The sequence below is a fragment of the Pseudomonas sp. S30_BP2TU TE3576 genome (assembly GCF_050436025.1).
Taxonomy (GTDB): domain Bacteria; phylum Pseudomonadota; class Gammaproteobacteria; order Pseudomonadales; family Pseudomonadaceae; genus Aquipseudomonas.
Map to the genome: position 1 here is coordinate 1,055,798 of NZ_JBNDLK010000001.1, position 24,815 is coordinate 1,080,612.

Sequence of the window (24,815 nt, forward strand, 5' to 3'; positions counted from 1 at the left end):
TTTCGCATCCGATACAGATCAACTGTGGGAGCGGGCTTGCTCGCGAAAGGGTCATCAGCTTCAACATTATTGTTGACTGACACACCGTATTCGCGAGCAAGCCCGCTCCCACAGGGTTTTATGTTTTACCTGCTACTGAGTCAGACCACCCGCGCCGGATGCTGCTGGCGCGGGTCGCCGAGCAGGGCGCGGTGCGACGGTGGCTGGCGGCCTTCGGCTTCGCTGATGCCGTAGCCAGGCGCGATTTCGGCGGTGATCAGGGTCTGCCCGGACAGTGCCATTAACTGTGGATCATTGAGCAAGGCATGTATCACCCGCCCGTTGAACTGCGGGGTTTCAGCGTGGGCGAGAAACGCCTGGTACTGCTCGCCATGCTGCTCGCCGGCAATCCTGGTGCGTTCAGTCAGTTGCGGGCCGAGCCACAGCGACAACGCCGCCACGCCCTGCCCCTCAAAATCGATCGCCATGTCCGCCGCCAGTTTGTCGACTCCGGCCTTTTGCGCGCCGTATGCCGGACCGTGCATGTAGCACCCGGCCCCGAACGACGAGGTAAAGCAAACCAGCCCTTGGGCACTGCGCAACAACAGCGGCGCGGCGTAGTAGCTGGCGATGTAGGCCGAGCGCAGGCCGACGTCGAGAATCCGTACCAGCTCCAGCGGTTTGGCCCAGAACGGCCCCGGTTCGATCAACTGGTCATGGATGAACGCGGCGTTGTTCACCAGCAAATCCAGATGCCCGCACTCCTCTTCTACGCGGGCAAACAGCGCCCGAACCTGCGCGTCATCGGCGTGATCACAGACCACCGCGATACCCCGTCCACCGGCTGCGGTGATCGCGGCGGCGGTGTCCTGTAGCGAACCGCGCAAGGCATGCCCGTACAGATTCGACCCGCCCTGCGCCGGAGCGCGGCCAGTGACGTACACGGTCATGCCGGCCGCCCCGAGGGCCAAGGCGATGCCTTGGCCCACTCCGCGACTGGCGCCGGTCACGACAGCGATTTGTTGATGTGGCTGATTCATTCAACGCTCCCGAACAAGGTTTTCGCCGAAGCGGTTTCGCTCTGGCGCTTGATGTGATTGGCCGCCAGGTAGCCGAAGGTCATGGCCGGACCGATGGTCGAACCGGCACCTGGATAAGTGCGGCCCATCATCGAGGCGGCGCTGTTGCCGATGGCGTACAGGCCGTTGATCGGTTCTCCGTCTTCATGCAGCACGCGGGCGTGCACGTCGGTCAACAGGCCACCCTTGGTGCCGATGTCGCCGGCGTCGATGCGCACGGCGTAGAACGGCCCCTTGAGCAACGGCGCCAGGCACGGATTGGGTTGCACGTTCGGGTCGCCGTAGTAGCGGTCGAACAGTGATTCGCCCTTGTGGAAATCCTCGTCGACACCCTGCACGGCCATGCCGTTAAAACGCTGCACGGTGCGGACCAGTCCGCCAGCATCGACGTCGATTTTCGCCGCCAGCTCCTCAAGGCTCGCTGCCTTGTGGAAGTAGTCGCGCAGATGCTCGGGCAGTTGCCAATCGCGCTGGGCATAACCCGGCAACAAGGCGCCGCACGGGTATTTGCGCCGGAACTCGGCGTCGAACACCATCCAGCACGGCACACTCGCGGCGCCTTCGCGGTGGTTGGCGTACATCGCGTAAACGATATCGGTATAGGGCGCGGCTTCGTTGACGAAACGCTCCCCCGCCGCATTGACCATCACGCACCCCGGCAAGGTGCGTTCAACGAACAGCGCACGCTGTTTTTCTTCGCCCTTGACGTAAGTGGTCGGCGCCCACCAGCTGTGTTCCATCAACGCGGTTCGCGCGCCGATGGCCTGGCCGGCGCGGATGCCATCGCCGGTATTGTTCGGCGGCGTGGCACTCCAGTTCGCCTGGGACGGCTGCGGCAGATATTGCTCGCGCATCGCCTGATTACGCTCGAAACCACCGGCGGCAATGATCACCCCGTAGCGCGCCTTGACGTTGAGCCGTTGACCGTTGCGATTGACCCGCGCACCGCCGACCCGGTCGCCGACCAGCAGCAATTCTTCGAGTGCACAGTTGAGCCACAGCGATTTGCCGCGATCCTGCAACGAACAGCGCAAGGCACCGATCAAGGCATTGCCCAGGGTCAGGTAGCGGTCGCGGCGGGACAAACGCCGGCCTTCGCGATCACGCCAGTAACGCCACATCACCCGCAGGGTCAGGCGCAACCAGCCGGGGCCACGGCATAGCAGCACTTGTGCCTCTTTCATGGTCATCGCCATGCGCCCCATCATCAGGGTGCCGGGGGACGGCGCACGCATGCGCAGGAATTCTTCGCCGAGTTCGGCGGCATCGAACGGTTGCGGGTCCATCGAGCGATAGCCCGGTTTGCCGCCCGCGACTTCCGGGTAGTAATCGGCGTAACGCGGTTGCGCCTCGAAACGCACGCGGGTGTGTTTTTCCAGGTACTCGACCATCTCCCGGCCATGTTCGACATAGGCTTCGATGCGCCCGTCGTCGATCTCGCCATGGGTCACGGCACGGATGTAGGCAATCGCTTCGGCTGCCGAATCACTGCCGCCGATGGCGTTGATCCGGTGGTTGTTGGGGATCCAGATGCCGCCGCCGGACACCGCCGACGTGCCGCCGTACTCGCCACTCTTCTCGATCAGCAGCGCATTCAAGCCGAGGTCATGGGCGCGCAGCGCAGCGGTCATGCCCCCGGCTCCCGAGCCAATCACCAACACATCACAGCACTCGTCCCATTTGATCCCGGCAGCGTTCATGCGATCACCCTTGTTCAGCGCCCATCAGGCAGAAACCGCCACCGCCGGATCTTCGCCCGGTGCAGTCGGTCTCGGGATTGTTCGCCGCGCACGCCGGGTGTTCATCGTCCGATGGGACTAAGGCCAGGCCTGCGGCCACCCCGTGCAAATCGCTTAGTCCGCTTGGACGATGTTGCGCACAAGTCATGACTCCATAGTCGCCCACAGCACCAATCCCCCCTGAAATGCAGGTCGGGCAGGTCTGACCTGGGCCATGAGGACGACATGATAAAAACAATAATCGCCCCACCAACACAGCACCCTCGCACACAGCTTGTTCTGTTGATGCTGGCTGGCGGATTAAGCGCTCACGTTAACGCCATGAGCTTTCAGCCGAGCGAAGACTTGAGCATCGACTGGGACACCACACTGACGTACAGCCTCGCCTGGCGGACCGAGTCTCGCGATCACAAGCTGACTGCCAATGCCAACGCCAACGACGGCGACAACGCGTTCGACAAAGGCAGCCTGATCAACAACCGCAGCGGCTTTCTCACCGAAGCCAACATCAAGTGGCAAGACGACTACGGCGTGTTTGTCCGTGCGACCGGTTTCTACGACAACGTCTACGATCAGGACAACGACAACACCACCGGCACTTCCAACTGCTTCGCCGGCGGCCATTGCAGCCAGCCTGATCGCTTCTCCCAGGACACCATCGACCAGCATCGCAATGAACTGCGCATGCTCGATTACTACGCCTATGGCACGTGGGACGTGAGCGGCCATGCCCTCAACGCGCGCCTGGGTAACCAGGTGGTGAGCTGGGGTGAGAGCCTGTTCTATCCGGGTATTTCCGCGGCCCAGAGCCCGGTGGACGCGACCAAGGCGACCACTCCCGGTGTCGAGGTCAAGGAAATCCTGCTGCCGGTCGGCCAACTGTTCACCCAGTTCGCCCTGACCGAAAGCCTGGGTGTCCAGGCCTACTACCAATACAAGTGGGAAAAGACCGAGCTGTTCGGCGTGGGTAGCTACTTCTCCACCACCGACTTCATTGATGAGGGTGGTTTCAACGACGCCTCCGGTTTTGTCACCCGTCTGAAAGACGACAAGCCAAGCGACAGCGGCCAGTACGGTCTGGCCTTCACCTACGCCGCCGAGTCGTTGAACAACACCGAGTTCGGCATCTACTACTCGCGTTACCACGACAAGACCCCGTCGCTGGATTTCGCGACGATGCTGGGCCGCTACCAGGTGCGCTACTTCGACAACATCGACCTGTTCGGCGCGAGCTTCGCCACCGTGCTCGGCGATGTCAGCTGGGCCGGTGAAGTCAGCTACCGCGACGGTACGCCGGTGATGGTCGACAACGGTTTCTCCAGCCCCGTGCGTGGCAAGACCGTGCAAGCGCAAACGTCGTTGATCTACGTGCTCGGCCCGACCTCCTTCGCCGACAACACCACCCTGACCGGTGAAGTGGTCTACAACACCGTGGTCAGCAACGACAAGTCGCAGCCGGTCACCCTGGCGCCGGGCTTCGCGCTGCCGGGTACCGACAGCCTGGTCTATGACCGCGATGCCTGGGGCTACACGGTGCAGGCGAACTTTGACTACAACGACGTGTTCAGCGGCTGGGACATGTCGGTGCCTGTCACCTTCAGCGCCGCCGCCCACGGCGACAGTTCGATGGTCGGCTCGATCAACGCCGGCCAGAACGATAACCGCGCCAGCATCGGCAGTTCGTGGCGCTACCTGGGCAACTTCACCGTCGAGGCCCGCTACAACGCCTACCTCGGCAACGCCAACAACAGCCCGTTGGCCGACCGCGACAACGTCGCGCTCAACTTTAAGTACCGGTTCTGATTCCCCTGTCGGAGGAGCACAGCATGTCCAGATTCACCCAAACATTATTGAGTACGGCATTGACCGTCGGCCTGCTCGGCAGTGGCCTGGCTTACGCCAAAGTCAGCCCCGAAGAAGCCGCCCGCCTGGGCCAGGACCTGACCCCGATGGGCGCCGAAAAAGCCGGCAACGCCGACGGCAGCATTCCGGCCTGGACCGGCAAATGGCGCGGCCTGCCACCGCAGCTCAAATACGCCGGCCCCGGCACTCCGTATCCGGACCCGTACGCTGCGGAAAAACCGCTGTTCGTGATCGATTCGAAGAACATGGACAAGTACGCCGACAACCTGACCGATGGCCAGAAAGCGCTGCTCAAGCGTTACCCTGATACCTTCAAGATCCCGGTGTACCCGAGCCACCGCGACTTCCGCCTGGATCAGCGCCTGGAAGACCAGATCAAGAAAAACGCCGTCACTGCCGAACTCGACAACGACAACAACGACACCAAAAACGCCTGGGGCGCCTCGCCGTTCCCGATCCCGAAGAACGGCAGCGAGTTGATGTTCAACCATACCTTGCAGGGGCGCGCCAACACTGAAGAGGCCAACTACGGCCAGGCGGTGGTGTACTCCAACAAGGAAAAGGTGCTCGAAGAGGTCAACTACAAGATCTTCTCGATCTGGTCGAGCCCGGACAAATCCCTGGATACCGCCAACGGTGTGCTCACCAACTTCCTGATCACCACCCTGGAACCGGTACGCAAGAAAGGCGAGATCGTGGTCGGTCACGAGTTCATCAACCCGACGTCTTCCCCGCGCCAGGCCTGGCAGTACAGCCCGGGCCAACGCCGGGTACGTCGCGCACCGACCGTGGGCTACGACTCGCCGACCGGCGCGGGAGGTTTTCGCGTGTACGACGAAGACCGTTTGTTCAACGGTGCGCCGGACCGCTACAACTGGACCATCGTCGGCAAGAAAGAAATCTACATCCCGTACCACAACTACAAGATCGACGACCCGAGCGTAACGGCCGAGCAGATCCTGTCCACCACCGGTCACGTCGATCCGCAGTACATGCGCTATGAGAAACACCGTGTCTGGGTGTTGCAGGCCAACCTCAAGGAAGGTGCCCGCCATGTATACGCCAAGCGCGTGCTGTACCTCGACGAGGACACCTGGTCCGCGACCATGGCCGATAACTACGACAGCCGTGGCCAGTTGTGGCGCACCAACATGCAGACCTCGATCTACGCCTACGAGATGCAGCGCTACCACGCTCGCCTCGGCATCTACCACGACCTGATGGCCGGCTCCTACCTGGTTGACCGCATGCTGGTCGATCAGAAACCGGCCAAGCTCAACGCCACCGCCTTCACCGAAGACGAATTCACCCCTGGCAACCTGCGCAAACTCGGCACCCGCTAAACCCGCCACGCCCCGACCGATTCATTCGGTCGGGGCGTTGTGCTTTTCTAAATTCGTAGATTTCACGGAAGACTGCCCATGAACAAACTCCTCACCGGCATTATCGCCATGGCCAGCGTTGGCCTGTCGATGCAAGCCAATGCCCTGAACATTTTGCTGACCAACGACGATGGTTGCCGCGCGCCCGGCATCGATGCGATGTACCGCGCCCTGACGGCGGCCGGGCACAAGGTCACCCTGGTCGGCCCGTTGCACGACAGCAGCGGCATCAGTGCCGCCAGCGTGGTCGTGCCCGGCCAGGCCCTGGCGGTGACCGAACTGGCGCCGGGCAAGTTTTGCGTCGGGCCGCCGGAAGGCTACACCCCGCCCGCCGGCAAGACCTCCGCCATCGGCACACCGGTGGATGCGGTCAACGTCGGCCTCGACGTGATCCTCAAGGATTCGCCGCCAGACCTGGTGGTGTCAGGCAGCAACTTTGGCGAAAACGTCGGCCCGCTGACGCAGATGTCCGGCACCCTCAACGCGGCTGTGCGGGCAATGTTCAAGGGGATTGCGGCGGTGGCGGTGTCCACGGGGATCGACATGGACTTGATCATCCGCGACCAGCAGGCAGGCGCCCGCAAAACCCTCGGCGCCATGGACGACACGGCGCAGTTTGCGGTGAGGGTCATTGAACAGGCGAGTCTGGCCGGCACCGAAGCCAAACAGGCCTGCGCCAGAAATAAACATCAGTGTGATTTGAACGTGCTCGGCCTGCCGGGTGTCAGCGGCCTGAACCTCAACTACCCACCCCTGAAACCCGATGAAGTCAAAGGTGTGAGCTTTGCCCCGATCGGCAATTGGGACCGCGTGAACTTCACCTCCCAGCGCGGCGCCGACGGCGTGGTCCACGTCAACCTGGCCGCCCCCTCGACACCGACCGACGCCCAGCAAAAGGCCGATGCGTACCAACTGTGGCAAGGCCATGCAGTGATCACCGTGATCGACGGCAACATGACGGCACCGGAGGCGGTACAGGATCAGGCGAAGAAAATCTTGCGCGGGATCAAGCCATAATCCAACGCAAAACCTGTGGGAGCGGGTGTACGCAACATCTGCGAACAGCCAAAAATTACTGTGGGAGCGAGCTTGCTCGCGATGAGGCCAGCACATTCAAAAAAGATGTCGACTGACACTCCGCCATCGCGAGCAAGCTCGCTCCCACAGGGTTAGCGGGTGTACGCAGCATCTGCGAACAACCAAAAATTACTGTGGGAGCGAGCTTGCTCGCGATGAGGCCAGCACATTCAAAAAAAATGTCGACTGACACTCCGCCATCGCGAGCAAGCTCGCTCCCACAGGGTTAGCGGGTGTACGCAACATCTGCGAACAACCAAAAATTACTGTGGGAGCGAGCTTGCTCGCGATGAGGCCAGCACATTCAAAAAAGATGTCGACTGACACTCCGCCATCGCGAGCAAGCTCGCTCCCACAGGGTTAGCGGGTGTACGCAACATCTGCGAACAACCAAAAATTACTGTGGGAGCGAGCTTGCTCGCGATGAGGCCAGCACATTCAAAAAAGATGTCGACTGACACTCCGCCATCGCGAGCAAGCTCGCTCCCACAGGGTTAGCGGGTGTACGCAGCATCTGCGAACAGCCAAAAATCACTGTGGGAGTGAGCTTGCTCGCGATGGTGGCAATCCGGTTCCGGATCAAACCCATATCGCATCCCACAGAGGATAATCGCCAAGCTTTTCCACCAACCCAGCCCGTAACGGGTTGGCAACAACATATCGTGCAAGCTTTACCAGATCTTCATCTCGCCGCAGCGCCCGATCGTGATAGCCCTGCTGCCAAAGGCTGCCTCTTCGTCCGATGGACATGTTCACGGCACGGGTACTCAATGACTTGGTTGATTGCATCAACTCACGGAGTGAGCACTGCTGCAGCTCGATCAACCAATGAAAATGATCGGGCATGACGATCCAAGCCAATGAGTTCGCTCGACGTTGCTCTTGAGCTGCTCGAAACTGATCAACGACCAACCTGCCCAAGTGAAAGTCCCGGAAAACAGGTGCTCGATCTAGAGTGTTGGTAGTGAGCAGGTAAATCCTGTTGGACTCAGCATAACGGCCGATGCGTAGACGATGCGAAGCAGGTAAATCAGGCATTCCATTACCTCCAATGATGAAGTCATGGAGAAGGCTAGACTTGGAAATGCTTGAGCGTAGCGGCAACTTTTGACTGGATATGTCTGATAGATAGCCATCGCGAGCAAGCTCGCTCCCACAACGATTTTGGTTGCTCGCAGATATTGCGTACACCCACTACCCCTGTGGGAGCGAGCTTGCTCGCGATGAGGCCAGCACATTCAAAATAGTTGGTGACTGACACTCCGCTATCGCGAGCAAGCTCGCTCCCACAGTTTTTTGTGTTGGCTCTAGCCTGCGGATTGAAACGGCACAAACTCGGTCACTTCCAGATCGAATCCGGACACGGCCTTGTACGGCACCGGCGAGCTCATCAGGCGCATTTTGCGCACGTTCTGATCGCGCAGGATTTGTGCGCCGATGCCCAGGGTCCGTTGCGGAAACTGCGGAGTACGCAGTTTGCCGCCGCTACGCTGGCGCAACTGTTCAAGTACGCCGTCGGCAGTTTCCTTTTGTGCCAGCAACACCAGGACGCCGTTACCGGCGGCGGCGATGCTCGCCAGCGAGCGTTCGAGGGTCCACTGCTGTGTCCCGCTTTCGCTTTCACATCCCAGAACGTCGCGCAATGTCTCGATGCTTTGCACCCGCACCAGCACCGGTTGCGTGCTGTCGATCCGGCCCTTGACCAGTGCCAGGTGCAACGCGCCCTGGTAGGTGTCCTGATAGGTCGTCACCTGGAACTCGCCGTGGCGGGTATGCAACGGATATTCGTCGCCGCGCTCGATCGTGCCTTCATGCAGAATGCGGTAGTGGATCAGGTCGGCAATGGTGCCGATCCGCAGGCCATGACGTTGGGCGAATTCATGCAACTCGGCGCCACGGGCCAGTTCGCCGTCCTCGTTGAGAATCCCCACCAGGGTCGCCGCCGGTTGCAACCCCGCCAGGCGCGTCAAGTCACACGCAGCCTCGACATGTCCGGCGCGCTGCATCACGCCACCAGGCAAAGCCTGCACCGGGAAGATATGCCCCGGTTGCACCAAATCCGCCGGAACGCTGGCCGGGTCGACCGCCACCTGGATCGACCGCGCCCGGTCCGCCGCCGAGATGCCGGTGGACACCCCGGTGGCGGCTTCGATCGAGCGGGTAAAACCCACGCCGTGTTGCGCTCGCGAGTTGGGCACCATCAGGTCCAGCCCCAAGGCGCGGCAACGCTGTTCGGTCAAGGCCAGGCAAATCAGCCCGCGTGCCTGCACCGCCATGAAGGTGACCGCCTCGGCCCCGGCCTGTTCGGCGGCCATCAGCAACGAGCCTTCGCCGTTGTTTTCGTCGTCGGTGATCACCACCATCTGACCGGTGCCGATGGCTTCGATCAGTTGTGGCACCGTGTTGAAAGCCGGGCCGCTCATTTGAGTGCTCCACGCAGGTCGACCGCCGCATCGGTCAGGGCCTGTGCCGCTCCTTCGACAAAGGGCGCCATGCTGATAAAACCGTGAATCATGCCTTCGCAACGTTGCAATCGCACCGGTACGCCGGCCTCGCGCAAACATTCGGCCAACGCCTCGCCTTCGTCACGCAACGGGTCGAACCCGGCAGTGATCAGGGTGGTCGGCGGCAAGCCCGCCAGGCTCTCGGCGCGCAGTGGCGAGGCCAAAGGATCATCAGCCTGCCCGACGTCTTGCAGATATTGCTGCCAGAACCAGCGCATCATCCCGGCGGAAAGCAGATAGCTCTCGGCAAAGTCCTCGAAGGACTGACTGTCGCAACCTGCATCCGTGACCGGGTAAAACAGGCACTGATAACTGATCTTCGGCCCCTTGCGTTGTACCGCCAATTGACTGACCGCCAATGCCAGGTTGCCCCCGGCACTGTCCCCGGCCACGGCCAGTCGGCGACCATCGACACCCAGTTCAGCGGCCTGTTCGACCAGCCAGCAAGTGGCCGCATAACAATCGAGGGGCGCCGCCGGGAACGGGTGCTCCGGGGCCAATCGATAGGCGACCGAAATAACCACCGCCTCGGTCTGGCGCGCCAGCGAACGACAGAGGTTGTCGTGGGTATCAAGATTGCCCATGACAAATCCGCCGCCATGGAAAAACACCAGCAACGGCAGGTTTGACTCTTGCGATGGCCTGTACAACCGCGCATCCAGCTCGCCATCTGCGCCGGCCACCCGCAGGTCACGCACCTCGCTCATCGGATCGCCGGGAATGGCCGGCAGCAAGTTGTCGGAGAACTGCCGGTACTGAGCGGCATCGACCTGGCTGAAATCGGGCTCAGGAATATCGCGGAACTGCTGGAGAACCCCAGCGATCTGCTTATCGAGCGGCATGGGCATCGTCCTCTACGTCAGTCATTTGAAATCGCGGATTGGTCTCGCCCAGGATGCTTTGTACCCGGCGTTCCAAGGCCGGTTTGAACCCCTTGTGAGGCAGAATCCAGAAGCGTTTTTCCGCGACGGCGGCGAACACTTGCGCAGCCAGTTCCGCCGGGGTCATGCCCTGGCGAATGGTGCTGTCGAGCAGTTGACTGAAATCAGAACCGGCACTGTCCACCACCTGGTTCGAGGCCATGATTTCACTGGCCACCGGCCCCGGGCACAGCACCGAAACCGACACTGGTGCTCCGAGCATGGCAAGTTCGTAATGCAGGGTTTCCGAGAGCGCGACCACCGCCTGTTTGGTCACGTTGTACGGCGCCATCAGCGGGCTGCTGACCAGCCCGGCAAGGGACGCGGTATTGATCACATGGGCCGCCCGGCCCTGACTGAGCAGCAGCGGCACAAAGCTGCGAATGCCGTTGATCACGCCGCTCAGGTTGACGTCGAGCATGCGCTGCCATTGCGTCTCGGTGATTTCCCAACTGAATCCGGTCTGCATCACCCCGGCGTTGTTGAACAGCAGGTCGACCCCACCAAAGTGCTCGACAGCCCGGTCACGCAAGCGCTCGACCTGCTTCACCTCACCGACATCGGTGACGCAGGCAATCGCTTGCACACCGCTGGCCTTCAATTCGTCGCACAGGGCTTGCAAGCCCGCCGCATCCCGATCCGCCAGCACCAGGCGCATGCCCAGTGTCGCCGCGTGTTCAGCCAGGCCTCGGCCGATACCACTGGCGGCCCCGGTAATCACCGCTACCGGCCCTTGTTCATCACTCATCGCCAACTCCTGCCATGGGTCCAATGGCGCCAGTAGAGCGGGCCTGCCCAATGCAGCCATCGTCCATTCAGACGATGCCCGCTTTTACAGGGGCGGCAGAATCCCTTACATGCGCCAACCCCGTGATCCCTTGGGAGAATAATAAGATGAGTACCCTGCACCGCATCGAAGCCAAACTGCTGGAAGACCGCTACGCCCGTGGCTGGCATTGCCTGGGCCTGGCCGCGCAATACCGCGACGGCAAGGCCCATCGCCTGGAGGTGTTCGGCACCCGCTTGGTGGCGTTCCAGGGTGAAGACGGCGAGCTGCATATTCTTGATGGCTACTGCCCGCACATGGGCGCAGACCTGAGCACCGGTTGCGTCGAAGGCAACTCGATCCGCTGTCCGTTCCACGCCTGGCGCTGGGGTGCCGATGGCGTCTGCGATGACATCCCCTATTCCAAACGCATTCCGCCACGGGCCAAAATCAAAAGCTGGCCGATCATGGAGGAAAACCAACTGCTGTTCGTCTGGAATGACCCCGAAGGCAACGCGCCGCTGCCGGAACAACGCATCCCGCGCATCGACGCCTGCTTCAGCGACGAATGGGCTGCGTGGGAAGTCGCCGAATTGCAGATTGGCACCAACTGCCGCGAACTGATCGACAACATCGCCGACATGGCGCACTTCGGCACCGTGCACGGTGCACCGGTCGAGGAGTTCATCAACGTCTTCGAAGGCCACCTGGCGACCCAGATCATGCGTGCCCGCAGCGAGCGTCTGTCCGGTGACAGCGTGTTGAGCACTGAAGCCACCTATTTCGGCCCGGCCTATCAGATCACCGAAATGAACGGCGCCATGAACGGCCAGCCGATCCATTCAATCCTGCTCAACTGCCACGTGCCGATTGACCTCGACAGCTTCACCCTGCGCTACGGCGTGCTGGTGAAAAAGATCCCGGGACTTAGCGAAGAGCAGAACCAGGCGATGGCCAAGGCCTACGTGGCTCAGGCCCAGGCAGCTTTCTACGAAGACGTGGCCATCTGGCACAGCAAGACCCGCGTCGACAACCCGCTGCTGTGTGACGGCGACGGCCCGGTCTATCAGTTGCGCCGTTGGTACGAGCAGTTCTACACCGACGTCGCGGCGCTGTCGGCGGACGTTGCCGAGCACAAGAAGTTTGTCGTGCGCGCCAGCGAACGGGTCTGACGCCAGCGGCTTTTCGCCCGCCCCGGGCCTGAGCGGCAGCCGCCGGTCAGGCCCTGAGCCCGAGCGTTGCAAGGAGTCGATACCGGCGCTTATTCTCGGCCACCGCCAACGCTAATAATAAAAACGGTTTTCCCTATGCAGCAGAGCCTCAGCCTCGATACGTTCAGTGATTTGATCGGCAACCTCTATCAGGGTCCGCTGGAAAATATTCCCTGGGCGACTTTCCTCAATCAGCTCAATGTGCATCTGAACAGCAAGTACGTGACCTTCATCCTGCGTCCGCCCAGTGCCCACGTGGACGGTTTGATGGTCAACACCACCGGCACCTCGACCGAGGCGACCGCGTCGTACAACAAACACTTTTTCAGCCTCGACCCGTTTGTCGACCTGCCCAACCGCCAGGTCGTGACCCTCGCCGAGTTCGTCTCCAACGACGACTGGCAGAACTCCGAGTTCTACAAGAATTTCCTTGAACCGGTGGACGTGTTCCACATCCTCGGTGCCGACATCAACACTGTCGATGGCGCCCAGTGCCGCATTCGCATCAGCCGCGGGCGTGATGACAAGCCCTTCGGCAACGAAGAAAAGGCCATGCTCACGCATTTCATTGCGCACCTGGAGCGGTCGATCAAGATCCACATGCAGCTCAACCGCATCGAAGCCGAACGCAACCTGTATGCCGGCGCGGTGAACCAGATGGCGGTTGGCACGATCATCCTCGACGAGTCCGGCAAGGTGCTGCAGACCAACCAGGTCGCCGACCGGCTGATCCAGGAAAAGGACGGCATCAAACTGGTCAACGATGGCCTGCAGGTCGGTACGGCCCGGGACACCCAGGAGTTCCGCCGACTGGTCAAGCAGTCGCTGTTGTCGCAAAAGAGCAGCAACCCGTCGGTGGTCGAAGCCCTGCGCGTGCAGCGGCCGTCCGGGAAAGCGGATCTGGGGATCATCGTGCGTTCGGTGCCATTGACGGACTGGAGCGAAGGCAAGCAGTGCCCGACCGTGGTGATTTTCATCAGCGACCCGGAGCAACAGTCCACCGCACCGCAGGAGATCGTCCGCGCCCTGTTCGACTTCACCCCGGCGGAAACCCAGCTGGCGATGTTGCTGGCCAACGGCTTGACCCTCGACGAAGCCTCGGAAGAACTGGGCATCAGCCGCAACACCTCGCGGGCCCACCTGCGTTCGACCTTCTCCAAGACCGGCGTGACCCGCCAGACCATGCTGGTGCGCCTGATCCTGCGCAGCGTGGCAACCCTCGGCTAGCCGTCCTCGTCCGCTCGGACGATGGCGGCCCCCGTTGGACAGCGCACAGTGTCTTCATCCCAAACAGGGGACTGCCCCATGCGCAACTGCCCAACCATCCTCAAGACTGAACTGCTGGCGCAAAGCGGCCACTTTCAGATCGAAGCCCTGCACCTGCAATTCAGTAACGGCCAGCAACGGGTCTACGAACGCCTGCGCGGCACCGGTTATCGCTCGGTGATGCTGGTGGCGATGCCCGATCCGCAGCATGTGTTGCTGGTGCGCGAATACGCGGTCGGCGTGGAAAAAACCATACTCGGCCTGCCCAAGGGCGGCGCGGAGCCCGATGAAGACTATTTGCAGGCGGCGCAGCGCGAACTGAGCGAAGAAGTCGGCATGCGTGCCGCACGCCTCACCGAGCTGGGCGAGCTGACGCTGGCACCGGGGCATTTGTGCCATCGCTACCGGGTGGTGCTGGCCGAACAACTGAGCCCCTGCCAACTGCAAGGCGACGAACCCGAACCCCTGGAATGCCTGCGCATACCACTGGCGCAGATCCCCGAACTGGTAGCCCGCGGCGAACTCCACGAAGCCCGGGCAATTGCAGCGTTGTTCATGGCCATGGGCGCCCTCGCCCGACGAACCTGACACCACACAAAACCTGTAGGAGCGAGCCTGCTCGCGAAGAGGCCGGCACAGCCAACATCCACGTCGCCTGACACTCCGCTTTCGCGAGCAAGCCCGCTCCCACAAGGGATTGCAGCCAGACACAGATCCCGGAAACACCCAATAAACCTGTGGGAGCGGGCTTGCTCGCGAAGAGGCCGGCACAGCCAACATCCATGGCGCCTGACACATCGCCATCGCGAGCAAGCTCGCTCCCACAGAGGATCACGGCCTGACGCAAATCCGGGAACGCCCAATAACCTTGTGGGAGCGGGCTTGCTCGCGAAGTGGCCGGCACAGCCAACATCCATGGCGCCTGACACTCCGCTTTCGCGAGCAAGCCCACTCCCACAAGGGGACGGGGCAGCTTCAAATTGATCGGCTAGTCCATTCGGACGAAGTCACCCTCGCGCTACCGCCATAACCTGTCTCTACAACAATAAAACCGTGTCGAGACCCATCATGCGCAAAACTACTTGTGCTTTGTTCATCATCCTCTGTGCGGGTACTTCCACCAGCCTGTGTCAATTGTTCAAAAATGAAGCCTACCGACCGACCACCGCGTACTTCAGCTGTTCGAGCGCGGCCATCAACTGCTATCCACCCGTGGTGCGCAATCTGCTGCCTTGAGCACGGTTTGCAATAGTCATAAAAAAACCACCAAATTCGGTGGTTTTTTCGTTCCGGCAAGGATCAGGTCGGCAAGATCCCACGAGCGCGAGACAAGGTCAGTGCCAGGTCTTCGATCATGTCCTCCTGCCCCCCCACGGTGCCGCGTCGACCCAACTCCACCAGCAATTCGCGAGCGGCAACTCCATACTTTTGCTCGGCGCGTTTGGCGAACAGCAAAAATGAGCTGTAGACCCCGGCGTACCCCAAGGTCAGGGCATCGCGGTCAAGACGGATCGGCTGGTCCATCATCGGCACCACCAGGTCTTCGGCCACATCCATGATCCGGTACAAATCGACACCACTGTTGACGCCCATCCGCTCCAGCACCGCAACGAACACTTCCAGCGGCGTGTTGCCCGCTCCCGCGCCAAGGCCCGCTACCGAGCCATCGATGCGCGCAGCACCGGCCTCGATGGCGGCCAGGGAGTTGGCGATGGCCATGCCCATGTTGTGGTGGCCGTGGAAACCGACTTCGGTCCCGGCGTTCAGCCCGGCGCGCAAGGCGCCGATCTTTTGCGTGACTTCATCGGGCAGCATGTAGCCGGCCGAGTCGGTGCAGTAGATGCAGTTGGCGCCGTAGCTCTCCATCAGCCGCGCCTGCTCCAGCAGTTTCTCCGCGCTGACCATGTGCGCCATCATCAGGAAGCCGACAGTGTCCAGGCCCATCTTCGCCGACATGCCGATGTGCTGGCCCGACACGTCCGCTTCGGTGCAATGGGTGGCGACACGAATGGTCGACACACCGTGTTCGTGGGCCATTTTCAGGTGGTCGAGGGTGCCGATCCCCGGCAACAACAGGGCCGAAACCTTGGCCTGCTTCATCTGCGGGATCACCGCGGCGAAATACTCCTCGTCACTGTGGGCCGGAAAACCGTAGTTCAACGACGCACCGCCCAAACCATCGCCGTGGGTGATTTCGATCAGCGGCACGCCGGCCGCATCGAGGCCGGTGGCCACCGAGACCATTTGTTCAATGCTGATTTGATGCTGTTTGGCGTGCATGCCGTCGCGCAGGCTCATGTCATGCAGACGGACGCTCTTACCTTGCAAATTCATAGCGATTCTCCACTCAACGGGCAGGCAGTTGCAGGGTGCCCTTGTGGGCTTCTTCGGCGAACATCTCGGCCGTGCGCAATCCGGCGGCGGTCATGATGTCGAGGTTGCCGGCGGACTTGGGCAGGAAATCACCAAGGCCTTCGACCTCGATAAAGATCGACACCTTGCGCCCGTCGAACACCGGCCCGTTGATCAGCTTGTAGCCGGGCACATAGCGTTGAACTTCGCGAACCATCTCCAGCACCGAGGTGCGGATCGCATCCTGGTTCGGCTCGTCATCGGTCAGGCAGTGGATGGTGTCGCGCATCATCAGCGGCGGCTCGGCCGGGTTAATGACGATGATGGCTTTACCGCGTCGGGCACCGCCGATCTTCTCCACCGCACCGGCCGTGGTACGGGTGAATTCGTCGATGTTCTGCCGGGTGCCGGGGCCGACCGAACCGGAAGACACGGTGGCAACGATTTCGCCGTAGCTCACCGGTTGCACCCGCGACACCGCCGCCACCATCGGGATGGTCGCCTGGCCACCGCAGGTGACCATGTTGACGTTCATCGCCAGGCTCGACGCGTGCTCCTTGAGGTTGACCGGCGGCACGCAGAACGGGCCGATGGCCGCCGGCGTGAGGTCGATCATGATCACCCCCAGCTCGTTGAGCTTGCGGCTGTTTTGCGCATGCACGTAGGCCGAGGTGGCGTCGAAGGCGATGCGAATATCGTCGTCGAGTACGTGCGGCAGCAAGCCATCGACACCGCCGGCGGTGGTTTTAATGCCCATTTCCCGGGCACGTTTCAGGCCTTCGGATTCAGGATCGACGCCGACCATCCATACCGGTTCGATCCATTGCGACCGGCACATTTTCATCAGCAGATCGGTGCCGATATTGCCCGGGCCGATAATGGCCGCTCTGAGTTTTTTGCTCATGGGGTCAAACTCCAAAAGTCAGGCGCAGAAAGACACCCGGGCACTGCCCAGGCCATCGATGGTCAGAGAAAAACAGTCGCCGGCTCGGGCCGGTTCCAGTGGCACCAGGGAGCCGGACAAGATGATTTCCCCGGCCTTGAACGGAATGCCGAAGGCGCCCAGGGTGTTGGCCAGCCAGGCCACCGCCGTCAACGGATTGCCCTGCACTGCCGAACCCAGGCCTTCACTTAGCGGCTCTCCGTTCTTGAACACGCGCATGCGCAAGTTGGGCAGGTCCAGCTCGCGCGGGTCGACCTGGCTGTCGCCCAACACGAACACACCGCAGGAGGCGTTGTCGGCCACGGTGTCCTGGATGCGGATGCGCCAGTCGTGAATCCGTGAATCGACGATCTCGAAGCACGGCATCACGTATTCGGTGGCGGCCAGCACATCCGCCTCGGTGATGCCGGGGCCGACCAGATCATGCTTGAGCTTGAAGGCGATTTCGCCCTCGGCACGGGGCTGGATCAGTTTGTTGGCCGACAGGGAAATCCGCGCATCGTCATCGAACGACATCTGCCGCGTGATGAAGCCGAAATCCGGCTGATGCACGTTGAGCATCTGCTGGACCGCCGCCGAGGTCACGCCGATCTTCTTGCCGACGATCCGGTCACCGGCCGCCACCCGACGCTCAATGGCGTACAGGGAAATGTGATAGGCGTCTTCGATGCTGATCGACGGCCAACGCTCGGTCAGCGGCGCCAGGGTGGAGCCACTGAGCAGCGCCTGATAAAGCTCTTCGCCGAACTCACGGCGCAATTGCACGCTCATCCGCGGGCCTCCTGAAAAAATGCCAGGCACTGGCGGTTGAACAGATCACGGTGCTCGACCTGAACCCAATGTCCGCACTCGCTGAGCATCACAAAGCGAATGCGTGAGCAATTTTCGAGCATGGTCCGGGCACCGGAGGACGGGCAGAACTTGTCGTTCATGCCCCAGAAACCGAGGATCGGGCACTGCAGTTCACCCAGGCGTGCGGTCATGTTCGGCACCTGCATGGTCGACAACACACACACCGGCTGTTGCTGCACGACCGCCACCCGCTCGTTGACCGTTTCGTCGCTGATCAGGCTTTCGTCGAACAGTTGCAGCGCCAGCAGGCGACGCATGCCCGCCGCATCGTTCAGTTCACCCTTGGCGAAGGCCGCACCCATTTTCTGGATGCCTTCCATCTGCAGGTAATACTGTTCTTTTTCCATCAGGCCACCGGGCGCCATTAGCACTAGACGGCTGACGCGCAGCGGTTGGTCGAGGGCCAGCTTGATGGCGATGGCACCGCCCAACGAGTTGCCAACCAACACGCAACGCTGGATGTCGAGGGCATCGAGCAGACCGCTCAGGGCGGTAACAAAGAAGTCCAGGGTGTAGAGGGTGTCGGGTTTGTCCGAGGCGCCATAGCCCGGCAGGTCCGGGACAATGACTCGATAACCGGCCTCGGCGAACACCGGGTAGTTCTGCTTGAAGTTGCTGTGACCGCTGGCTCCCGGCCCGCTGCCATGGATGAAAATCACCGGCTCGCCGCTCCCGCCATCCTTTCCGCTTATATCCACATAGCGCAGCTGCAAACCATCCGGCAGCGTAACGAAGTGCCCTTGCGCTGAAGCGCCCATAAGGTGTCCTCCCGGCCTGTTGTTGTAGCCGGATTATTCCGACGGGCCGGCTGCGCAACATCGTCCGACAGGACTACCTAGTCCCTTTGGACGTTGGCCGGCACAAGGCTGCGGACCTAGCATCGACGGCATTCCCGAGCGGCAAAAAGAGAATTCCCATGCTTGATCCAATGGACTTTCGCGGCAAAGTGGTACTGGTCACCGGCGGTGGCAAAGGCGTCGGACGCGGCATCAGCCAGCGCTTTCTCGACTGCGGCGCCGAGGTGGTGATCTGCGGTCGCGAAGCCCCGCAATCCTTGCCTGCCAGCGGCGGGCGCGAGGCGCTGTTCGTGCCCTGCGACCTGCGGGATGTCGAGCAATCCGGGCACTTGATCGCGCAAATCGTCGAGCGCTTCGGCCACCTCGATGTGCTGGTCAACAACGCCGGAGGCTCACCGAATGCCGACGCTGCCACGGCTTCGCCGCGATTCAGCGAAGCGATCATTCGCTTGAACCTGATCGCGCCACTGAACCTGTGCCAGCAGGCCAACCAGGTGATGCAGGCCCAGGACGACGGCGGCGCGATCATCAATATCTGCAGCGTCAGCGCCACCCGCCCGTCTCCCGGCACCGCCGCTTATGGCGCGGCCAAGGCCGGTCTGCTGAACCTGACCACTTCGCTGGCGGTGGAATGGGCGCCGAAGGTGCGGGTCAATGCGGTGACCGCCGGGCTGATTCTCACCGAGCAGGCAGCCATGCATTATGGTGACGACGCGGGCATTGCCCGGGTGGCAGCGACCATTCCGTTGCAACGTCTGGCGACTCCGCAAGACATTGGCGATACCTGTTTGTACCTGGCGTCATCGCTGGCCCGCTATGTCAGCGGCGCGGACATCGCGGTGCATGGTGCCGGCGAGCGACCGGCGTTTCTTGACGCGGCGCAATCCTGAAAAGATCGCAGTCAGCGGCAGCTTCTACAGTTGAACCTCAGTCTCTGTAAGAGCTGTCGAGTGAAACGAGGCTGCGATCTTTCAAGCATTCAAATAACAAAAGGAGTTCCGGCATGCCCGCAATCGCCAGCCACAGTGTTTTTCTCGATCTCCCGCCACAAGCCGCCTGGGCCAAACTGCGCGACCTGAGCCTCGCCCCGCACTATGTGCCGGGGTTGACCGGTTGCCGGTTTCATCCCGGTGCAATGGAAGGTGTCGGCGCCAGTCGCCGGGTGTTGCGCAAGGGCGGTCAGTATCTGGATGAAAGCGTGGTGCAGTGGCAGGAAGGCACAGGGTTTGTGCTGCGGTTGCACAAGGGCGGCAATGAATCGCCCTTCCCGTTTCGCCGGGCCAGCTTCAGCTATGCCCTGCAAGCCGAGGGCGACGCGACCCGCATCACCCTGCAAATGAGTTACAGCCTGCGCGGTGGCAGGCTGATTGAAGGAGTGCTGGCCAAGGCCTTCAACAAGGTCGTGCAGCAGATTGCCGAGAACCTCAAGGCCTTCTACGAAACCGGCCGGACACAGAATCCGGATATGGCTGTCAGCACATCCAACATCAATGTTGCCTGACACGCCGCCTTCGCGGGCAAGCCCGCTCCCACAGGGGATTGGGGGTGTTTGCAAATGCCGGGGTCACCACAAAAACTGTGGGAGCAAGCTCGCTCCCACAGATTGCCGCTCGATCACTACAAGGCACCGAACTCGACCCGGATGGTCAGCGCACCGGTGTTATCGCTCAAGCCAGCCCCGTGTTGCCCGGTCAGATCATCATTGATGCACAATTGCAGCTCCCCTTGCTGGTTGCCCGGCACCTGCGCCAGATCCCCCACCAGGAACGGCTTGCCACCGCTGCCCACACGACCGATCAAGGCGCCTTCGGCAGCACCGGGCAAGGCATAGCTGCTGTAGTCGATGTGCCTCGAACCGCCGTTTCCATCGACATTGCCGCCTTGTGGGCTGGCACACCATAGCCCACTGACGTAGCGAACCAGGCGCGGCACCAACCCGTTGATCTGCACGCCGGTGCCCTGCCAGGTTTGATTGGCCTGGACCGTCAAGGTCACTGCCTTCAGATCGTTGGCCACGGTGTCTCCGGCCTGGAACGACAACGCGGCGATCGTCAGGCTCGGATTCGAGGTCCCGCTGCTGGGGAAAACGCCATCGCCTACCAGGAACAGGTTTTTGTGATCCCAACTGCGCTGGTCCTTGTCGACCACCGATGTGGCCGGATCACTGCCCATGCGATAGGTGCCCATCAGATGTCCGGCTCCTTGGAAGCTCATAGGTTCGTTCCCGTAAGTGAACGTCCCTGGCGTAAGCGGTGTGGTCAGCTCCACGGCGCCGAGCAGGTCTTTGATAATGTGAGTGGCCAGCCGTTTTGCCTCCAGGAACCCCTTCTGGGTGTACTTGGACAATTCATAGTGGATTTCCGGCCGGGGAATACCGAGCCGGTCCTTGAAGTCGGCCGACGGCACGATGTAGCACTTGGCGTTATCGGGATCGTCTTCCACCTGCTCCACCAGGAACGCGATGCGGAACTGCCGGACGAAGATGTCGTTGAGCTTTTGCACCAGCGCTGTTCCATAAAGCGCCTCGGTAGGGGGTTTGGGGTCCTGGTCCGACTTCAGCGGGTTGACGCCGTTGGCGTTCGTACCGTCGATAAAGTCGGCCACCGTTTTGTAGGGATCGTTGGCCGGCCAGTTCCAGCCCTCGTTGCCGATCTCAATACGCCACGCCGCGCGCTCGCTGCGAAAGGCACCGTCACGCAAGCTCTCGATACCCGCGGTAGACAGGGGGCCACGGTAGGGAAAAATCGCCTTGCCTTCAGGCATCAGCCCCCACGCCAGGTAGATCGGGTGGTCGGCCAGGTTACGCCCCACCTGACCGCTGCTGTTGGCCACGCCCTTGGGCCAGGCGGGCGTGGCGGAGTTGAGCAACAGCTTGGGGGTTTCGATGGCATGGGCGGCGATGACATAACGTTGACCAAGGGCCTCGCCAAAGCCGGTGATCGGTCCATCACCCAATTGATACTGCTTGAATTCCACACCGAAGATAGTGCCGTCCAACCCTACGTTCAACTTGGTGGCAACCGTCCTGTACAGCACCTTGACCTTGCCGGTGGCCAGGGCCTTGTTCATCGTCACGGTGGCGTCGTACTTGGCCTGGATCGGGCAGATCGGTGTGCAGTTGGTATTGCCGGCACACACACGGCGCCCCGCGTAGGGCTCGGAGTTGCGTCCGGCGGGCGTCGGACTGACCACCAGAGGCAAGCCGTCGAAGGTCTGCCCGGTCACCGCCGCGACAAAACTGCCATCGACCAGCGACAACGGAATGCTGCGCATCGGGAAAGCGTAGCCCTCGGGGAACGTCATGCCCAGGTAGGCCTGGTCGGCGACGTTGGCCGAGACACCGATTTCCGCTTCGGCCCGGCAATAGGCGCTCTGCAGGTCATCGTAGCCGATAGGCCAATCCACCCCGACGTTATAAAGGGACCTCAGGCGAAAATCGTTCGGCACCATGCGCAGGCACGTCCCGACCCAGTGCCAGGTGGTCCCGCCGCCGACTCGCTCATAGGTGCTGGTGAAGGGCATCGGGCCTTTCTGCACCAGGTAACTGACTTTTGGATCGTCCCAGCCCAGGATCAGGTCGGCGATGGTTGCACGCGGGGCGTTCTGCCCGGCCGGATCACGGGGCGGGTCCAGGCTGGTGACTGGTGGATAGGGCGATTCCGGGGTTTTCAGCGTGGTCGTGTAGAACCGCTCCAGGTATTGAGCCCGGTTGACCGGGATCTCCGGTCCCGACTCGAGCACCAGCACCTCCACCCCGGCCATGGCCAGTTGATAGGCGACAATACTGCCGGCCAGTCCGGCGCCAACGATCACCACTTCGGCTTGTTCAATACTCATGACCGGTCTCCTTGCTGTGCACTGGAAGACGCGGTGGCGGGCACGCCGGTCAAGTCCTCGAGGCTCGACGGCTGTTCGTTCCAGTAACCGAAGAACGATTCGCTGTAGCCCATGGGGTGAGCCTGGGCCACTTTCCAGGCCCAGCTGTAGATGTAGGCCTGGTCGGACACCACCGCTGAATCACCCTTTTTATAGCTCCCTGCGTCATACGGCTGGTACCAGACGCCCAGAAACCAGAGCTTCATGATTGAACGCGCCGCCAGCACGGAGTTGGGGGTCGGTTGCGTGGTGACCAGCACCTGCTGGGCGATCTTATCCGGCGGCACGTGGTCGGCCGCCAGCGTGGCGTACTGCGTCAACAACGGGTTGAGCACATCCGTGGTGATGCGTGGAGTGACGTAATCGAGAAAGAGCGGTGGCAAACCCACCGGGTCGAGCTGCGGCGCCAGGCGCGCGATGGGAATACCGGTCAGGGCCGATGACAGGCCGACGAAATTGTCCAGGTCAGTGCTCATTGTTTGGCTCCTTGTCCGGAAGTGGACTGCGCGCGTTCGAGCAAATAGGTGAAGTCCGCGAAGCTGGTACGTGGGGATTCGGTGACATGAGTAGCGGCGTTGCCATGACAGGCCATGCAACTGGAAGACGCCTGGGGCGTGGTGCCCTGGATGTAGGTTTCCAACGTAGCGTTGGCCAGGAACGAGGGCGCGGGATTGCCCAGCGGGTTGGCGGCCGAAATCTGGCAGTTCGGTGGCGGCGCGGCGGTCGGCCACTGGGTGCTGATCAACTGATAGTTGGCCCAGACACTCTGCGGGTTGGCCGTGCGCAACAGGGCCTGATACTTGGCGTTCAAGGTGTTGGTGGGCCCGGTCAGCGGCACTTCGCGCACGATCTGCGAGGGCGTCGCCTTGACGGCCGGGTTCCATGGTCGTGGCGGAGGCTGGTTGATCGCACTGTCGCTGGCGGCGTTGTAGAACAGGTACGGGCCTTTGCGCTGCGCCACCGGTGTGGATTGTTCCGGCACGTTGTTCACATGCTCGAAGGTCGACCAGACCCACTGCGGTGCACTGGCGGTCTTATGGACGATGTGCAAGCCCACCAGACCGACCGACTGGGATGCACACGACTCCTCGACTATCGGCCCGTGGCTCGGGTCGCTGTTGCCCGGCGTATAGACCAGCGCATCGACCGTGTGGAAATCCTGGGGACGGTCGTTGGCTCCCAGCACCTTCCAGGATGCCTTCACCATCACCGAACCGACCTGACTCGTGTCGTTGGAGCCACAGCTGAATGCCACGGTGTTGGTCTTTTTCGCGGCAAAGAATTTCTGCTGGCCTTCGATGCTGTACAGGCCGTTGTCGACGATCCCGTTGAACATCGATTGGTTGACCACGATTTCATTGCGCGTATAAGCGCCGTTCTGATCCACCAGCGGGCCGCTCTCGAAGGGCTGGATAAATTCATCCAGCATGTCGGGGACCTTGCCCATCTGCTGCAGCAACCGCCCGGGCTTGAGCTGCTTGCACACTTCGGGAAGCGTCGCCGGCGCATCCCAGGGCAAGGGTGTCTGGCCCTTGGCGCGGAAAATCTGGTAGCTCTCTTTCCAGCTTTCCCAGACCGTGGCCCCATCCTGCTTGCCAATGGTGGTGCCGGTATCGGGATTGCCATTGTCCAGGGCCGGCCAGTTCAGGGCGATGAAGGTCTGCCACGACAGTTCATCGAAATTGCCTTGCAGGCTGGACAGGGAGATGGGTTGGGTGGCCGTGACATCGAAGGGTATCTGCGGCGACAACGAGGGGGCGGCGCTGGCGAACGGGCACAGCAAAACGCCGAACAAGGCACAGCCCAGCGGGCCATGCCGACTGACTTCCATTCTCATGCTTGATCTCCTTGGCATCAGGGCACCAGGAGATCACACCGGTCCGTCGTGGACTCTCACTGCCTCCTGGCACGTAGGAGTCTAGGTAGGGTTTTATGCTGGAGGAGGTTTGGAGGTAGAACCAATCGAAGCAAAACCAGACGGCGTTATTCGGACTCAAAGAGCGGTGTCATGATGGACGCCGTCGCGAGCTGGCTCCCACAAGGGACTATGGGTGGCCACAAATAGGGGGGCACCGCCGGCCACTGTAGGAGCCCGCTCCCACAGGGGATTGGGGGTGTGCGCAAATACCAGGTTCACCCTAAAACCTGTGGGAGCGGGCTTGCTCGCGAAGGGGCCGGCACATCCAACATCAATGTTGCCTGAAACACC

22 protein-coding genes are annotated in these 24,815 nt (G+C 61.6%); 9 read left to right on the forward strand and 13 right to left on the reverse strand.

What is annotated here, in order from left to right:
• Nucleotides 1-140: 140 nt before the first annotated feature.
• Both ABIA48_RS04745 and ABIA48_RS04750 read right to left on the reverse strand, forming a co-directional pair.
• Nucleotides 141-1,019, reverse strand: coding sequence for an SDR family NAD(P)-dependent oxidoreductase (locus ABIA48_RS04745; protein WP_429487241.1), 879 nt, complete (start codon nt 1,017-1,019; stop codon nt 141-143).
• The gene (locus ABIA48_RS04750) at nt 1,016-2,758 is read right to left on the reverse strand and encodes an FAD-binding protein (RefSeq protein WP_429487242.1); all 1,743 of its coding nucleotides are present in this window, start codon (nt 2,756-2,758) and stop codon (nt 1,016-1,018) included. The genes ABIA48_RS04745 and ABIA48_RS04750 overlap by 4 nt, the downstream gene beginning before the upstream one ends.
• 324 nt (nt 2,759-3,082) lie before the next feature.
• Between ABIA48_RS04750 and ABIA48_RS04755 the strand changes: the two genes are divergently transcribed.
• The 3 genes from ABIA48_RS04755 (at nt 3,083) to surE (ending at nt 7,059) form a co-directional block, all read left to right on the forward strand.
• A complete protein-coding gene (locus tag ABIA48_RS04755) occupies nt 3,083-4,600 on the forward strand; it encodes a DUF1302 domain-containing protein (RefSeq protein ID WP_429492790.1) in 1,518 nt (505 codons plus the stop codon).
• A gap of 23 nt (nt 4,601-4,623) precedes the next feature.
• Complete coding sequence (locus ABIA48_RS04760) at nt 4,624-6,003, forward strand: DUF1329 domain-containing protein (protein WP_429487243.1); 1,380 nt, start codon at nt 4,624-4,626, stop codon at nt 6,001-6,003.
• Nucleotides 6,004-6,081: 78 nt separating this feature from the next.
• Nucleotides 6,082-7,059: a 5'/3'-nucleotidase SurE gene (gene surE, locus ABIA48_RS04765; protein WP_429487244.1), complete on the forward strand. Its 978-nt coding sequence runs from the start codon at nt 6,082-6,084 to the stop codon at nt 7,057-7,059.
• 639 nt (nt 7,060-7,698) lie between these two features.
• Here the strand turns inward: surE and ABIA48_RS04770 are convergent.
• From ABIA48_RS04770 to ABIA48_RS04785, 4 genes are all read right to left on the reverse strand, one after another.
• Nucleotides 7,699-8,157, reverse strand: a complete 459-nt coding sequence (locus ABIA48_RS04770) for an REP-associated tyrosine transposase (protein WP_429487245.1) — start codon at nt 8,155-8,157, stop codon at nt 7,699-7,701.
• 269 nt (nt 8,158-8,426) lie between these two features.
• The gene (locus ABIA48_RS04775) at nt 8,427-9,542 is read right to left on the reverse strand and encodes a 3,4-dihydroxy-2-butanone-4-phosphate synthase (RefSeq protein WP_429487246.1); all 1,116 of its coding nucleotides are present in this window, start codon (nt 9,540-9,542) and stop codon (nt 8,427-8,429) included.
• The gene (locus ABIA48_RS04780; RefSeq protein ID WP_429487247.1) at nt 9,539-10,465 is read right to left on the reverse strand and encodes an alpha/beta hydrolase; all 927 of its coding nucleotides are present in this window, start codon (nt 10,463-10,465) and stop codon (nt 9,539-9,541) included. The genes ABIA48_RS04775 and ABIA48_RS04780 overlap by 4 nt, the downstream gene beginning before the upstream one ends.
• Nucleotides 10,452-11,291, reverse strand: coding sequence for an SDR family NAD(P)-dependent oxidoreductase (locus ABIA48_RS04785; RefSeq protein ID WP_429487248.1), 840 nt, complete (start codon nt 11,289-11,291; stop codon nt 10,452-10,454). The genes ABIA48_RS04780 and ABIA48_RS04785 overlap by 14 nt, the downstream gene beginning before the upstream one ends.
• Before the next feature lie 146 nt (nt 11,292-11,437).
• Here ABIA48_RS04785 and ABIA48_RS04790 point away from each other — a divergent pair, with 146 nt between their 5' ends.
• The 4 genes from ABIA48_RS04790 to ABIA48_RS04805 all read left to right on the forward strand — a co-directional run bounded on the left by ABIA48_RS04790 (nt 11,438) and on the right by ABIA48_RS04805 (nt 15,022).
• Complete coding sequence (locus ABIA48_RS04790; protein ID WP_429487249.1) at nt 11,438-12,481, forward strand: Rieske 2Fe-2S domain-containing protein; 1,044 nt, start codon at nt 11,438-11,440, stop codon at nt 12,479-12,481.
• A 135-nt stretch (nt 12,482-12,616) separates the two neighbouring features.
• Complete coding sequence (locus ABIA48_RS04795; protein WP_429487250.1) at nt 12,617-13,747, forward strand: helix-turn-helix transcriptional regulator; 1,131 nt, start codon at nt 12,617-12,619, stop codon at nt 13,745-13,747.
• Nucleotides 13,748-13,825: 78 nt separating this feature from the next.
• Nucleotides 13,826-14,374: an ADP compounds hydrolase NudE gene (gene nudE, locus ABIA48_RS04800; RefSeq protein WP_429487251.1), complete on the forward strand. Its 549-nt coding sequence runs from the start codon at nt 13,826-13,828 to the stop codon at nt 14,372-14,374.
• 480 nt (nt 14,375-14,854) lie between these two features.
• Nucleotides 14,855-15,022, forward strand: coding sequence for a hypothetical protein (locus ABIA48_RS04805; protein ID WP_007986291.1), 168 nt, complete (start codon nt 14,855-14,857; stop codon nt 15,020-15,022).
• 63 nt (nt 15,023-15,085) lie between these two features.
• Here ABIA48_RS04805 and dmpG read toward each other — a convergent pair whose 3' ends face one another.
• Genes dmpG through ABIA48_RS04825 form a run of 4 tightly spaced genes read right to left on the reverse strand, consistent with a single transcriptional unit; the run spans nt 15,086 to nt 18,691 of the window.
• A complete protein-coding gene (gene dmpG, locus ABIA48_RS04810; RefSeq protein WP_429487252.1) occupies nt 15,086-16,120 on the reverse strand; it encodes a 4-hydroxy-2-oxovalerate aldolase in 1,035 nt (344 codons plus the stop codon).
• A 13-nt stretch (nt 16,121-16,133) separates the two neighbouring features.
• Entirely contained in the window at nt 16,134-17,042 is a 909-nt protein-coding gene (locus ABIA48_RS04815; protein ID WP_429487253.1) for an acetaldehyde dehydrogenase (acetylating), read from the reverse strand.
• An 18-nt stretch (nt 17,043-17,060) separates the two neighbouring features.
• Nucleotides 17,061-17,852 carry a fumarylacetoacetate hydrolase family protein gene (locus tag ABIA48_RS04820; RefSeq protein ID WP_007986285.1) on the reverse strand — a complete coding sequence of 264 codons (792 nt, stop codon included), beginning with the start codon at nt 17,850-17,852 and terminating at the stop codon, nt 17,061-17,063.
• On the reverse strand, nt 17,849-18,691 hold the full coding sequence (locus tag ABIA48_RS04825) for an alpha/beta fold hydrolase (RefSeq protein ID WP_429487254.1): 843 nt from the start codon (nt 18,689-18,691) through the stop codon (nt 17,849-17,851). Before ABIA48_RS04825 ends, ABIA48_RS04820 begins: the two co-directional genes overlap by 4 nt.
• 158 nt (nt 18,692-18,849) lie before the next feature.
• Here ABIA48_RS04825 and ABIA48_RS04830 point away from each other — a divergent pair, with 158 nt between their 5' ends.
• Both ABIA48_RS04830 and ABIA48_RS04835 read left to right on the forward strand, forming a co-directional pair.
• Nucleotides 18,850-19,620: an SDR family oxidoreductase gene (locus tag ABIA48_RS04830; RefSeq protein ID WP_429487255.1), complete on the forward strand. Its 771-nt coding sequence runs from the start codon at nt 18,850-18,852 to the stop codon at nt 19,618-19,620.
• Nucleotides 19,621-19,733: 113 nt separating this feature from the next.
• The gene (locus tag ABIA48_RS04835) at nt 19,734-20,231 is read left to right on the forward strand and encodes an SRPBCC family protein (RefSeq protein ID WP_429487256.1); all 498 of its coding nucleotides are present in this window, start codon (nt 19,734-19,736) and stop codon (nt 20,229-20,231) included.
• Between the two features lie 116 nt (nt 20,232-20,347).
• Here the strand turns inward: ABIA48_RS04835 and ABIA48_RS04840 are convergent, their stop codons facing one another.
• Genes ABIA48_RS04840 through ABIA48_RS04850 form a run of 3 tightly spaced genes read right to left on the reverse strand, consistent with a single transcriptional unit; the run spans nt 20,348 to nt 24,443 of the window.
• Nucleotides 20,348-22,567, reverse strand: coding sequence for a GMC family oxidoreductase (locus tag ABIA48_RS04840; protein ID WP_429487257.1), 2,220 nt, complete (start codon nt 22,565-22,567; stop codon nt 20,348-20,350).
• Nucleotides 22,564-23,082 carry a sorbitol dehydrogenase gene (locus tag ABIA48_RS04845; RefSeq protein WP_429487258.1) on the reverse strand — a complete coding sequence of 173 codons (519 nt, stop codon included), beginning with the start codon at nt 23,080-23,082 and terminating at the stop codon, nt 22,564-22,566. The genes ABIA48_RS04840 and ABIA48_RS04845 overlap by 4 nt, the downstream gene beginning before the upstream one ends.
• Complete coding sequence (locus tag ABIA48_RS04850; protein WP_429487259.1) at nt 23,079-24,443, reverse strand: cytochrome C; 1,365 nt, start codon at nt 24,441-24,443, stop codon at nt 23,079-23,081. Before ABIA48_RS04850 ends, ABIA48_RS04845 begins: the two co-directional genes overlap by 4 nt.
• Between the last annotated feature and the right edge of the window lie 372 nt (nt 24,444-24,815).

Excerpts from the sequence above, each read along its gene's own strand:
- ABIA48_RS04845 (WP_429487258.1), bottom strand. The coding sequence starts at position 23,082 with ATGAGCACTGACCTGGACAATTTCGTCGGCCTGTCATCGGCCCTGACC.
- ABIA48_RS04835 (WP_429487256.1), top strand. The coding sequence starts at position 19,734 with ATGCCCGCAATCGCCAGCCACAGTGTTTTTCTCGATCTCCCGCCACAA.
- dmpG (WP_429487252.1), bottom strand. The coding sequence starts at position 16,120 with ATGAATTTGCAAGGTAAGAGCGTCCGTCTGCATGACATGAGCCTGCGC.
- ABIA48_RS04745 (WP_429487241.1), bottom strand. The coding sequence starts at position 1,019 with ATGAATCAGCCACATCAACAAATCGCTGTCGTGACCGGCGCCAGTCGC.
- ABIA48_RS04795 (WP_429487250.1), top strand. The coding sequence starts at position 12,617 with ATGCAGCAGAGCCTCAGCCTCGATACGTTCAGTGATTTGATCGGCAAC.
- ABIA48_RS04770 (WP_429487245.1), bottom strand. The coding sequence starts at position 8,157 with ATGCCTGATTTACCTGCTTCGCATCGTCTACGCATCGGCCGTTATGCT.
- ABIA48_RS04790 (WP_429487249.1), top strand. The coding sequence starts at position 11,438 with ATGAGTACCCTGCACCGCATCGAAGCCAAACTGCTGGAAGACCGCTAC.
- nudE (WP_429487251.1), top strand. The coding sequence starts at position 13,826 with ATGCGCAACTGCCCAACCATCCTCAAGACTGAACTGCTGGCGCAAAGC.
- ABIA48_RS04850 (WP_429487259.1), bottom strand. The coding sequence starts at position 24,443 with ATGAGAATGGAAGTCAGTCGGCATGGCCCGCTGGGCTGTGCCTTGTTC.
- ABIA48_RS04775 (WP_429487246.1), bottom strand. The coding sequence starts at position 9,542 with ATGAGCGGCCCGGCTTTCAACACGGTGCCACAACTGATCGAAGCCATC.
- ABIA48_RS04755 (WP_429492790.1), top strand. The coding sequence starts at position 3,083 with ATGCTGGCTGGCGGATTAAGCGCTCACGTTAACGCCATGAGCTTTCAG.
- ABIA48_RS04825 (WP_429487254.1), bottom strand. The coding sequence starts at position 18,691 with ATGGGCGCTTCAGCGCAAGGGCACTTCGTTACGCTGCCGGATGGTTTG.
- ABIA48_RS04750 (WP_429487242.1), bottom strand. The coding sequence starts at position 2,758 with ATGAACGCTGCCGGGATCAAATGGGACGAGTGCTGTGATGTGTTGGTG.
- ABIA48_RS04820 (WP_007986285.1), bottom strand. The coding sequence starts at position 17,852 with ATGAGCGTGCAATTGCGCCGTGAGTTCGGCGAAGAGCTTTATCAGGCG.
- ABIA48_RS04780 (WP_429487247.1), bottom strand. The coding sequence starts at position 10,465 with ATGCCGCTCGATAAGCAGATCGCTGGGGTTCTCCAGCAGTTCCGCGAT.
- ABIA48_RS04805 (WP_007986291.1), top strand. The coding sequence starts at position 14,855 with ATGCGCAAAACTACTTGTGCTTTGTTCATCATCCTCTGTGCGGGTACT.
- ABIA48_RS04760 (WP_429487243.1), top strand. The coding sequence starts at position 4,624 with ATGTCCAGATTCACCCAAACATTATTGAGTACGGCATTGACCGTCGGC.
- ABIA48_RS04840 (WP_429487257.1), bottom strand. The coding sequence starts at position 22,567 with ATGAGTATTGAACAAGCCGAAGTGGTGATCGTTGGCGCCGGACTGGCC.
- surE (WP_429487244.1), top strand. The coding sequence starts at position 6,082 with ATGAACAAACTCCTCACCGGCATTATCGCCATGGCCAGCGTTGGCCTG.
- ABIA48_RS04815 (WP_429487253.1), bottom strand. The coding sequence starts at position 17,042 with ATGAGCAAAAAACTCAGAGCGGCCATTATCGGCCCGGGCAATATCGGC.
- ABIA48_RS04830 (WP_429487255.1), top strand. The coding sequence starts at position 18,850 with ATGCTTGATCCAATGGACTTTCGCGGCAAAGTGGTACTGGTCACCGGC.
- ABIA48_RS04785 (WP_429487248.1), bottom strand. The coding sequence starts at position 11,291 with ATGAGTGATGAACAAGGGCCGGTAGCGGTGATTACCGGGGCCGCCAGT.